The organism is Nocardia aobensis NBRC 100429, from assembly GCF_000308375.1.
Classification (GTDB): domain Bacteria; phylum Actinomycetota; class Actinomycetes; order Mycobacteriales; family Mycobacteriaceae; genus Nocardia; species Nocardia aobensis.
In genome coordinates this window covers 1-10,015 of record NZ_BAFQ01000204.1, presented here as the reverse complement: position 1 = coordinate 10,015, position 10,015 = coordinate 1, and the positions used below count along the sequence as shown (strand labels likewise).

General features: G+C 66.5%; 7 protein-coding genes and 1 pseudogene. 5 read left to right on the top strand and 3 right to left on the bottom strand.

Annotated features, from left to right (window positions below; all coding sequences use genetic code 11):
* Both RJ03_RS26115 and RJ03_RS26110 read left to right on the top strand, forming a co-directional pair.
* Positions 1-674 (top strand): annotated as a pseudogene (locus RJ03_RS26115) (hypothetical protein); the annotation flags it as partial.
* Positions 671-2,011: a lipase family protein gene (locus tag RJ03_RS26110; RefSeq protein ID WP_036506820.1), complete on the top strand. Its 1,341-nt coding sequence runs from the start codon at positions 671-673 to the stop codon at positions 2,009-2,011. The pseudogene RJ03_RS26115 and the gene RJ03_RS26110, both read left to right, overlap by 4 nt.
* A 189-nt stretch (positions 2,012-2,200) precedes the next feature.
* Here RJ03_RS26110 and gnd read toward each other — a convergent pair whose 3' ends face one another.
* The 3 genes from gnd to RJ03_RS26095 all read right to left on the bottom strand — a co-directional run bounded on the left by gnd (position 2,201) and on the right by RJ03_RS26095 (position 6,603).
* Positions 2,201-3,229 (bottom strand): phosphogluconate dehydrogenase (NAD(+)-dependent, decarboxylating), encoded by a 1,029-nt coding sequence (gnd, locus tag RJ03_RS26105; RefSeq protein WP_036506823.1) that lies wholly within the window; start codon positions 3,227-3,229, stop codon positions 2,201-2,203.
* 282 nt (positions 3,230-3,511) lie between these two features.
* A complete protein-coding gene (locus tag RJ03_RS26100; RefSeq protein WP_036506817.1) occupies positions 3,512-4,594 on the bottom strand; it encodes a glycoside hydrolase family 183 protein in 1,083 nt (360 codons plus the stop codon).
* Between the two features lie 173 nt (positions 4,595-4,767).
* The gene (locus RJ03_RS26095) at positions 4,768-6,603 is read right to left on the bottom strand and encodes an acyl-CoA dehydrogenase (RefSeq protein WP_036506814.1); all 1,836 of its coding nucleotides are present in this window, start codon (positions 6,601-6,603) and stop codon (positions 4,768-4,770) included.
* Between the two features lie 285 nt (positions 6,604-6,888).
* Here RJ03_RS26095 and RJ03_RS26090 point away from each other — a divergent pair, with 285 nt between their 5' ends.
* From RJ03_RS26090 to RJ03_RS26080, 3 genes are all read left to right on the top strand, one after another.
* Positions 6,889-8,427 (top strand): arylsulfatase, encoded by a 1,539-nt coding sequence (locus RJ03_RS26090; RefSeq protein WP_036506811.1) that lies wholly within the window; start codon positions 6,889-6,891, stop codon positions 8,425-8,427.
* 2 nt (positions 8,428-8,429) lie between these two features.
* A complete protein-coding gene (locus RJ03_RS26085; RefSeq protein ID WP_036506808.1) occupies positions 8,430-9,368 on the top strand; it encodes an HAD family hydrolase in 939 nt (312 codons plus the stop codon).
* A 21-nt stretch (positions 9,369-9,389) separates the two neighbouring features.
* A partial coding sequence (locus RJ03_RS26080) for an SUMF1/EgtB/PvdO family nonheme iron enzyme (protein ID WP_036506805.1) occupies positions 9,390-10,015 on the top strand: 626 nt, incomplete at its 3' end.

Genomic DNA, 10,015 nt, shown 5'->3' with positions numbered 1-10,015 from the left:
GGGACCTGCAATGGATTCTGGGCATGATCCTGGTGATGCAGAAGAACATCTTCTCCGACCTCATGCCGATGCACGACGCCTACGTCACCGGTGGCCTCGCCGCGCTGGCGGAATTCGAGCGGGCCGGACTGTTCGGCGCCGACATCATGGACGCCTGGCGCGATGTGGCCTCGGGCGCGCACGATCGGATCGCCGCCGGCAATGCGGCCCTGCTGCGCCGGGAACAGCAGTGGGCGATCGGCGCGCAGTGGGACCAGGTGCGCAACTACAAGGGGCCGGTCGGCGCGGCGATCACCTACCTCAGCGGCGCCGCCGGTTCGCCGTCGGTGGCCGGTGTCGTGCCGCCGCGCGAATTCCGGCCCGTGCGTGTGCCTTTCACCGGCGCCGACGGCCGCCCGATGATTCTCGGCCTGCCGCTGCCGAGCTGGAACTGGTCGGTCCTCGACGACCGCTGGGACTACATCACCACCGAACTGCTGCCCAAATACACCTGGCAGGTCGAAAACAACTGGCCCGCACTGGAAGCCGCACTGCGAACCCCGTACGAGGTGCAGCTGGAATCCCATCGGCCGCTGCTGAACATCCCGCAGCTGCTGAGTTCGGCGGCACAGGAAATGACGGTCACGCCGGCGGATCCGGTGCAGGCGTCCGGCGGAACACAGGAGGGCCGATGAGGAAGTACACACTGGCGGCGATGACCACCCTCGCGGTGGTCTGTGCCGCGGCGGGCGCCGGAGTATCCGGAACCGCTGCCGCGGAACCCGTTCCGCCGCAGACGCCCACCCTGAACGAGGTCTTCAACGGATTCGTCGTCGGCTCGCTGCAAGGAGCTTCCCCGGCGAGCCCGCAGGAGGCGTTCCAGGCGTTGCGGGCCGACGACCCGTTCTATCGGGAACCACCGCTGACCGGTGCGGAGAAACCCGGCACGGTGGTGAAAGCGAAAAAGGTCGATGTGCTGTTCACCGGCGTGAAGCCGGCGAATCTCGACGCCTGGAAGCTGATGTACGTCACCACCGAACGCGACGGCGTCACGCCCGCGATCAGCACCGGGATCCTGATGATTCCGCGAGACGGCAAGCCCGCGAACGAGAAGCACGTCGTCTCCTACCAGGAGGCCAACGACAGCGTCGGCTGGAACTGCCATCCCAGTACCCAGTGGACCGGCGGCGATCCGCTGGACGGCGCGTCCTGGTCCGCGCTCGGGCCGCTGGCGTTGATGTTCGGTAAGGGCTACGCGGTGATGATCTCCGACGTCGGCAACGACGCCGACCGGTCCCCGCACGGTGTTTTCGCCGGTAAGTACGCCGCGCACACCCAGCTCGACGGCACCCGGGCGGCGCTGAATTTCGATGCGGCCGGGCTGAATCCGCAGGCTCAGGTCGCGCTGTTCGGGATCGCCGGCGGTGGTGTCGGTGCGGGCTTCTCGGCCGAACTGCAACCGTCCTACGCACCCGAGCTGAACGTGAAATCCACCGTGCTGGAAGGCATGGTGGTCGATCAGCGCAACTTCATGCGGGTCGCCGACGGTTCGGTGGGTTCGGGCTTCGCGTTCGCCACCCTGCTCGGGCTGGAGCCGAAATATCCTGAGATGCAACTCGATTCGAAACTGAATCCGGCCGGGCAGGCGGTGGCGAAGGTCTTCCGCGGTCAATGTCAGGACGCCTACTTCAGCATGCCGTTCATCCCCTTGCGAACGATGTTCGACTCGGGACTGAATCCCGCCGACGAACCGGCGTTCCAGCCGGTGTTCGACGACAACCGGCTCGGCCGCTCCGGCGCGCCGGCGTCCAAGGTGCTGATCACCTCGTGCGCGAAGGACGATTCGCCGATGTCGCTGGTCCCCGCGGCCGATTCGCGCGAGCTCGCCGACACCTACCGGGCGCAGGGCACCGATGTCACCTACCAGCCCACGGACTGTTCGATGGTCACGATGCTCACCGACCTGTACGGCTGGGGCACGGATCTGTTCGGCATGCAGACCATCGACTGGATGGACCGGCAATTCGACTGAGTGGAGACATCATGGCATTCCCCTGGGGACTGGGCTATCTGCTCACCTTCGGACCGCTGGCCGCGCTGGACATGGTCGGCCGCGCCGTCCAGAGCCTGAGCTGAGCGAGACACGATGCGAGAAAGGCCCCTGCCGCCGACGCGGTAGGGGCCTTCGTTCCGGTTCGGCGTGCGCCGCTCCGGCCGCGGCCTACTTGCCCGGCAGCTCGTTGTGCCCGCCGAACGCCTTGCGCATGGCCGAGAGCACCTTGTCCGCGTAGAGCGCCTCACCACGCGAGGAGAAACGCTCGTACAGCGCGGTCGAGAGCACCGGCGCGGGCACGCCCTCATCGATCGCGGCGTGGATGGTCCAGCGGCCCTCGCCCGAATCCGACACCCGCCCACCGAAGCTGGTCAGGTCGGGATCGGCGTGCAGGGCGGCCGCGGTCAGGTCCAGGAGCCAGGACGCGACCACCGAACCGCGCCGCCACACCTCGGTGACCTCCGGCACGTTGATGTCGAACTGGTAGTACTCGGGGTTTTCCAGCGGGGACACCTCGGCCGAATGCGCGTCGTCGAGCTCCTTGCCGATATTGGCCTTGTGCAGGATGTTCAGGCCTTCGGCGTAGGCCGCCATCGCGCCGTATTCGATGCCGTTGTGCACCATCTTCACGAAGTGCCCGGCACCGGCGGGGCCGCAGTGCAGGTAGCCCTGCTCGGCGGGGGAGGGCTCACCGGTGCGGCCGGGGGTGCGCTCGGCGGCGTCGACACCCGGGGCGATCGACCGGAACAGCGGTTCCAGGTGGGCGACCTGCTCGGCCTCGCCGCCGATCATCAGGCAGTAGCCGCGGTCCAGGCCCCACACGCCGCCGGAGGTGCCGATGTCGAGGTAGTGGATTCCCTTGGGTGCCAGCGCCGCGGCCCGCTTGATGTCCTCGTGGTAGCGGCTGTTGCCGCCGTCGATGATGATGTCGCCCGGCTCCAGCAGGTCGGCGACCTGGTCGATGACCGCGCCGGTCGCGCCGGCCGGAATCATCACCCAGACCACGCGCGGCTTCTCGAGCAGCGCGACGAACGCCGCGTAGTCGGTCGCACCCTGGAAGCTGTCGCCCAGTTCGTCGGTGAATTCCTTGATCTGGTCCTCGTGCCGGGAGTAGCCGACCGCGGTGTGCCCGTCCTTGACGATGCGCCGCACGATATTGGCACCCATTCGGCCGAGCCCGATCATTCCCAGCTGCATACTCTTCTCCTCGAGTCGTCCGAGCTTCGGCATGTCCGAGCTCTGCTTGCTGCTGCACCGCGGCGTGAGATCAGCGCCCCGTACCGCAATCGCCCTCGATTGTCCCCGGTGCCCCGATCGAGAATTTCTCCGGTGTCGAAACGAATCGTGTAACGCCCCGGGCTCGGCCCCGATAATCAGATCGGCTCCGTGCAGTTGCCAGACCCCCGACCCGGCAACCGCACGGAGCCGTCTTCGTATCCTCCGGGCTCGCGCCCGTCGACGACTCCGGCTCCCGCCCGCCTACAGCGGCGTGCGCATGAGCACGACGTTGTACTGGTTGTGCATGGTCAGCAGGAAGTACAGGTCGCTGCCGGTCTGATACGGGTAGATCATCGGGGCGTACATGGTCGGCAGATCGCGCACATCGACCAGCACGCGCGGCGCACTCCACGGACCCTCCGGGTTCGGCGCGGTCCGCATGACCACGGAATCGAAGGGGTCGGTGGTCAGCATCACGTACTGGCCCAGATGCGCGTTCCACTGCACCGACAGCTCGCCCACACCACCGACGATCGGCTTGGCGGCATTGGCGTCCTTCGGCTTCCACGCGCCGCCGTCCCAGTACTCGTAGGCGTCGATATTGGCGATATCGGCTTCCTTGACCCGGGCGATGAATCCGGGCTGGTTGCGGCCCGCCGGGGTCCCGTACTTGTAGACGTAGCCGCCGGCCTTCAGGAAGGCGTTCTGCTGGAAGCTCTGGAAGCCGTTCTCGTTGCCGCGCCGGGTGGTCGGCAGCTGCGCCCAGGTCTGGCCGTCGTCACCGGAGACGGCCATCGTGGAGAAGTTGGTGTCCCAGTGCCCGTCCGGGCCCCATTCCCGCACCGACATCATCGACATGTACTGCACGCCGTTGACCGAGATGCCCGCGGTCGGGATGAAACTGATCTCGATACCCGGAATCTTGGGGCTGGGCAGTGGATTGTCCACGAAGCTCGTGTAGTTCAGCCCCGCCGACGGGTCCGCACCGGCCGGGCTGCGGAACAGCACGTTCGAGCGCCACGCCCAGATGCTGCCGGCCAGGACGTTCGGCACGCCGAGTCCGGCGGTGTCGCCGTAGGCGGTGATCATCTGCCCGCGGCCGTCGTCCCACATGATGCCGAGGTCGGTGCCCAGCACGTTCTGGTTCTGGGTCCGGTTCGGCGAGGCCATCCCGGTGGCCTGGTAGACCGCCTGCGTCGGGCCCGGAAGCTGCGGCAATCCGTTGATGCCGTTCAGCCCCGGAATCGGATTGATGTTGTTCGGGTCGGCTCCGGCCGGCGATGCCGTCAGGCCCAGCAGCGCGACCGCCGCGCAAGCTCCGGCCAGGGCGGACAGTCGTCTCATATTCCGAATTTCCTTCCATGAGTCGCGCCGTGGGTATTGTGCCTGCCATCGGCCGACGGCGTGCGATATGCCGACGAAACTCTCGTCACATTTATAACCCGCGACGACAGCGGCCCCGCCTCCCGAATGCGAGAGGCGGGGCCGCTGTGTTCACGTGGTGGTCGAGAAGACGATCAGAAGGCCGCTTCGTCGAGCTCCATCACGTCGTTGTCCAGGTTGGACAGCACGGTGCGGGTGGCGGTCAGCTCCGGCAGGACGTTGCGGGCGAAGAACTGCGCGACCGCGACCTTGCCGGTGTAGAAGGCCTCGTCGGAGCCGGTGGCGCCGTTGTCGAGCGCCTTGATGGCGATCTCGGCCTGACGCAGCAGCTGCCAGCCGATCAGCAGGTCGCCGACCGCCATCAGGAAGCGGACCGAACCCAGGCCGACCTTGTACAGCTCCTTGACGTCCTCCTGCGCACCCATCAGGTGACCGGTCAGGGTGGCGGCCATGGCCTGCACATCCTCGAGCGCGGTGGCCAGCAGCTTGCGCTCGCCCTTCAGGCGGCCGTTGCCGGCCTCGGACTCGATGAACTTCTGCACCTGGCCGGCCACGTGGGCCAGCGCCACGCCGCGGTCGCGGGCGATCTTGCGGAAGAAGAAGTCCTGCGCCTGGATGGCGGTGGTGCCCTCGTACAGCGAGTCGATCTTCGCGTCGCGGATGTACTGCTCGATCGGGTAGTCCTGCAGGAAGCCGGAGCCACCGAAGGTCTGCAGCGAATCGGTCAGGTACTGGTAGGCCCGCTCCGAGCCGACACCCTTGACGATCGGCAGCAGCAGGTCGTTGACGCGGAACGCGAGGTCCTTGTCGGCGCCCGAGACCAGCTGAGCGATGTCCTCGTTCTGGTGCGCGGCGGTGTAGAGGTAGATGGCGCGCAGGCCCTCGGCGTAGGCCTTCTGCGTCATCAGCGAGCGGCGCACGTCCGGGTGGTGGGTGATGGTGACGCGGGGCGCGGTCTTGTCGGTCATCTGGGTCAGATCCGCACCCTGCACCCGCTGCTTGGCGTAGTCCAGCGCGTTCAGGTAACCGGTCGACAGGGTCGCGATGGCCTTGGTGCCCACCATCATTCGGGCGTTCTCGATCACGTCGAACATCTGCGCGATGCCGTTGTGGACCTCGCCGACCAGCCAGCCCTTGGCGGGCACGCCGTGGCCGCCGAAGGTGACCTCACAGGTGGCCGAAACCTTCAGGCCCATCTTGTGCTCGACGTTGGTGACGAACACGCCGTTGCGCTCGCCCAGGGTCTGGGTCTCGAAGTCGAAGTGGAACTTCGGCACGAAGAACAGCGACAGGCCCTTGGTGCCCGGGCCGGCGCCCTCGGGGCGGGCCAGCACCAGGTGGAAGATGTTCTCGAACATGTCGTCGGAGTCACCGGAGGTGATGAACCGCTTGACACCCTCGATGTGCCAGGAGCCGTCCTCCTGCTGGATGGCCTTGGTGCGGCCGGCGCCGACGTCGGAACCCGCGTCGGGCTCGGTCAGCACCATGGTGGCGCCCCAGTTGCGCTCGACGGCGATCTCGGCCCACTTCTTCTGCTCGTCGGTGGCGTTGTTCCAGAAGATCTGGCCGAACGGACCACCGGCGGCGTACATCGCGACGGCCGGGTTGGAGCCCAGGATCATCTCGTTCAGGGCCCAGACCACCGAACGCGGCGCGGGCAGGCCGCCCAGCTCCTCGTTCAGGCCGACCTTGTTCCAGCCGGCCTCTTCGTAGGCCTTGAAGGACTTCTTGAACGACTCCGGAATGGAGACGCTGTGGGTGGTGGGGTCGAACACCGGCGGGTTGCGGTCCGCGTCGGCGAAGGACTCGGCGACCGGGCCCTCGGCCAGGCGGCGTACCTCGTCGATGATGTTCTTGACCGTGTCGGTGTCCAGGTCACCGTAGGCGCCGGAATCCAGCACCGAGCCGATGCCCAGCACCTCGAAGAGGTTGAACTCCAGGTCGCGGACGTTGCTCTTGTAATGGCCCATCTCTGTTACTCACTCTCCGTTGAGTCGGTGCGGGTCGGTGTGTGCCGTTCCCGCCCATGTGTCTCCACACCGGGTGTCGGACGGAATATCCGCCTTCTACTCGCGGGTAACTTACACCGTATATTACCGATGAGTAATGGGCTTGGAAAGCGCTGACCGGGCGATGTGACGAGATGAACACCCGGGCCCCGCCTCACCGCAATCACCCGCCGCGGGTGAGGTGTCCGCGCGCGGGTGCGGGCAGGGTTTCGGCAGGGTAGTTCACCTGCGCCGAAGGAGGCCGCTGTGCCGGATTCGAAGCCGAACATCCTGGTGATCTGGGGCGACGACATCGGGATCACCAATCTCAGCTGCTACAGCGACGGCCTGATGGGCTATCGCACGCCCAACATCGACCGGCTCGCCGAGGAGGGCATGCGGTTCACCGACTCCTACGGCGAACAGAGCTGCACGGCCGGGCGGGCCTCCTTCATCACCGGGCAGAGTGTCTATCGCACCGGCATGAGCAAGGTCGGGGTGCCGGGCGCGGGTATCGGGCTGGCGCCCGAGGACCCGACCATCGCCGAACTGCTGAAACCGCTCGGCTACGCGACCGGCCAGTTCGGCAAGAACCACCTCGGCGACCTCAACAAGTTCCTGCCGACGGTCCGCGGCTTCGACGAATTCTTCGGCAACCTCTACCACCTCAACGCGGAGGAGGAACCCGAACTGCCGGACTATCCGCACAAGGACGCCTATCCGCGGTTGTACGACCTGCAACGCCCGCGCGGGGTGCTGCACTCGTGGGCGACCGACGAGGACGACCCCACCGAGGATCCGCGCTTCGGGCGCGTCGGCAAGCAGCGCATCGAGGACACCGGCCCGCTGACGAAGAAGCGGATGGAGACGATCGACGAGGACGTGGCCGAGGCCTGCGTGGACTTCCTCACCCGCCAGCAGCAGGCGGGCACCCCGTTCTTCGTCTGGCTGAACTTCACCCACATGCACCTGCGCACGCATACGAAACCGGAAAGTGTCGGGCAGGCCGGATTCTGGCAGTCGCCGTACCACGACACGATGATCGACCACGATCGCAATGTGGGCCGCGTGCTCGATGCCCTCGACGAACTCGGGCTGGCCGACGACACGATCGTCATCTACAGCACCGACAACGGCCCGCACGCCAACACCTGGCCCGACGGCGCGACCACCCCGTTTCGCAGTGAGAAGGACACCAACTGGGAGGGTGCGTTCCGGGTGCCGCAGGTGATCCGCTGGCCGGGCCGCATCGCGGCCCGCTCGATCTCCAACGACATAGTGCAGCACCATGATTGGCTGCCGACCCTGCTCGCCGCGGCCGGTGAACCCGATGTCGTCGAGAAGCTGAAGCAGGGATACGCGGTGGGCGACAAGACGTTCAAGGTCCACATCGACGGCTACAACCTGTTGCCCTATCTCACCGGCGCGGCCGAGCACAGCCCGCGGCGCGGCATGGTCTATTTCTCCGACGACTGCGATGTGCTCGGAATCCGGTTCGAGAATTGGAAGATCGTGTTCATGGAGCAGCGCAAACAGGGCACGCTCGGTATCTGGGCCGAACCGTTCACCCCGCTGCGGGTGCCGAAACTGTTCAATCTGCGCACGGACCCGTTCGAGCGGGCCGATGTCACCTCCAACACCTACTGGGACTGGTTCCTCGACCACGATTACATCGCCTTCTACGGGACGGCCATCTGCACGGCGTTCCTGGAGACGTTCAAGGAATTCCCGCCGCGACAGGAACCGGCGTCGTTCACGATCGATCACGCCGTCGCCAAACTGCACGACTTCCTCGCGCGGGACTGACGATGGCGGTGTCGCTGGAATCCTGGAACGACGGGGAAACCACCTCCGCCATAGTCGATTTCGTCGCTCGCGTCACCGATCGCGACGGATCCGGATATGTCGAACCGTCCGCACGGATCGCGGTATTCGACAACGACGGCACCCTGTGGTGTGAGAAACCGATGCCGATCCAGCTCGATTTCACCATCCGGCGACTGGCCGAAATGGCGGAGCAGGAACCGGAATTGCGCACGCAACAGCCGTGGCGGGCGGCCTACGAGCAGGACCTCCAGTGGCTCGGTGCGGCGATGGTCAAGCATTATCACGGTGACGACGACGATCTGAAGTTGTTGATGGGCGCGGTGACTCGCGCCTTCGGCGAGATCACCGTCGAGGACTACGACGCGCGGGTGGCGGCATTCTTCGCCGACGCCGCCCACCCGACTCTCGGCCGCCCGTACCACGGCTGTGGTTTCGCGCCGATGGTCGAATTGCTGTGGTACCTGCGCGACAACGGATTCACCACCTACATCGCCTCCGGCGGCGACCGGGATTTCATGCGCCCGGTCGCGGGTGATCTCTACGGGGTGCCGCCGGAACGAGTGATCGGCAGTGCGCTCGGGCTGACCTATCGCGAACAGGAAGGCCGCAGCGACCTGCTCTACAAATCCGCGATGGACTTCTTCGACGACGGACCGGAGAAACCGATCCGAATCTGGAGCCGGATCGGCCGCCGGCCCATTCTGTCGGTCGGCAATTCCAACGGCGATCTGCCCATGCTGTCGTTCTCCGAACTCGCGGGCGCGCCGTCGCTGCGCATGCTCATCCTGCACGACGACGCCGAACGCGAATTCGACTACGTCGCCGGCGCCGAGGATGCCCTCGCGCACGCGCGTCGCAACGACTGGACGGTGATCAGCATGAAAAATGACTGGGCGCAGATCTTCACACCCGATTCGTAGGAACGGCCCGTGACTGTGAATATGTCGATCGCCACCGACGTACGCCAGATACCAGCACAGACCTTCACCATGGGTTCCGACCGTCACTATCCGGAGGAGCGGCCCGCCCACCGGGTGGCCGTGGACTCCTTCGCCATCGAGACTCGGCAGGTCACCAACGCCCGGTACGAACGGTTCGTCGCCGAAACCGGATACCGCACCGTCGCCGAACGTCCGCTCGATCCGGCCGACTTCCCGGGGGCGCCGGTCGAGAACCTGCAACCCGGCTCGATGGTGTTCACCGGGACCTCCGGCCCGGTCGACCTGCGGCATCTGAACCTGTGGTGGCGCTGGACGCCCGGCGCCTCGTGGCGCCATCCCGAAGGGCCCGGGTCGTCGATCGCCGACCGGCCCGACCACCCGGTGGTCCATATCGCGCACGAGGACGCGGCCGCCTACGCGATATGGCAGGGCCGGGCGCTGCCGACCGAGGCGCAGTGGGAAGCCGCGGCCCGCGGCGGTGTGGACGGCGCCGAATTCACCTGGGGTGAGGAGGGCGAAGCGGGTGATGCGCGACTGGCCAACTATTGGCACGGCGCATTCCCGTGGCGCCCGGACCCCGGTTACGGTCGCACCGCTGCCGTCGGTTCGTATCCGCCCAACCCCTA